We start from the raw sequence: 1,241 nt of genomic DNA on the forward strand, positions 1-1,241 counted from the left end.
AACACAAAAACACTTAACCCCACAGGCAAAGGAGCAGTATTAAGAATAGAAAATGACGGCAGTACAATAACCAAAATACACAGCCTTTCCTCAGGCAGCGATTTAGAAAAAGCAGAGTATTGGAAGAATTTACATTCAAAGAAACTCGTTATTAGTGATACAGAAGTAAGGATACCTGTAAAAGCAGAGTCTCAAGGCTGGGCAACAAATTGGGATTATAGAATTCCTGATAATGTAGATAATAATATTGGTGAATCTTGGTACGGCATTGTTGATGAAAATGGAAACACAACAAATATTTATCAAAAAATTACTAACGATAATTTTGGTTATGTAGAGAAACTTATAATTCATTACAGCAACAGAAGTTCATCAGATTTAGTGAATTGGAATAAAGTTTCTTTATCAAATGTATTTAACTTCCCAAAAACTAATTTTAGTAATCCAAGTTTTCAAGGAAGATTTGGAAATTCTCGGGTACATTATATAGTTTATTTTAAGGGTAAAATATTTGTATTTAATGGTGAACGTAATATTTATGATGAATATCTTACATATTATATAGAACCTAGAGATGGATATTTTTATTTTATTAAAAATGAATATTATACGATTGAATTGGGAAAGGATATGTCTGATGCTAAGAATTGGGTTACAAATCATATAAGAAATGCATTGAATACAGATTATTATAATGTATGTACAGATTATTATGATGTATGGTATGATGAAAATAAATTGTATTTAATTAATAATTATTATAAGTATCATGTAGAATATACATATAGTGATAAATGGAAATTATGGACTAATGTTGGATATTATGATAGGAGATCTATGGTATACACAACAGAAGACGGTATAAATTGGAAAGAGGAATCTTATGATACTATTGATGAATATGATCTAATATTCTGTTCGAAATCAGTTGGACCTGAAACATTAATTTCTGGCGAACATGTTATTATCAATGCTATTAATGAAATGCTTGGTTATGAAATTCCTGATGGTACACCTTTTGAGCCTTCATACACTGAGTTAAACGGCAAGTATTACAGGACTTTTAACAGTACCTATCCTATGCCGCCAATAAAAGAAATTATGGAGACAGTTGACAGATTTGAAACAAACTTCACCGTTACAGAGGAGCATATTAAAAAGTCTGGTTATTATCAATTACAAGTGTCTTCAATTCCTCCAGACAAAGCACAGGAATCCGACTGGGTTAATGTTGTGCCTAA

General features: G+C 30.4%; 1 pseudogene. It reads left to right on the forward strand.

What is annotated here, in order from left to right:
• Positions 1–1,241: pseudogene (locus tag F811_RS16570) on the forward strand (hypothetical protein); the annotation flags it as partial.

Origin of the sequence: Brachyspira innocens ATCC 29796 (genome assembly GCF_000384655.1) — a bacterium.
In the GTDB taxonomy this organism is placed as follows: domain Bacteria; phylum Spirochaetota; class Brachyspiria; order Brachyspirales; family Brachyspiraceae; genus Brachyspira; species Brachyspira innocens.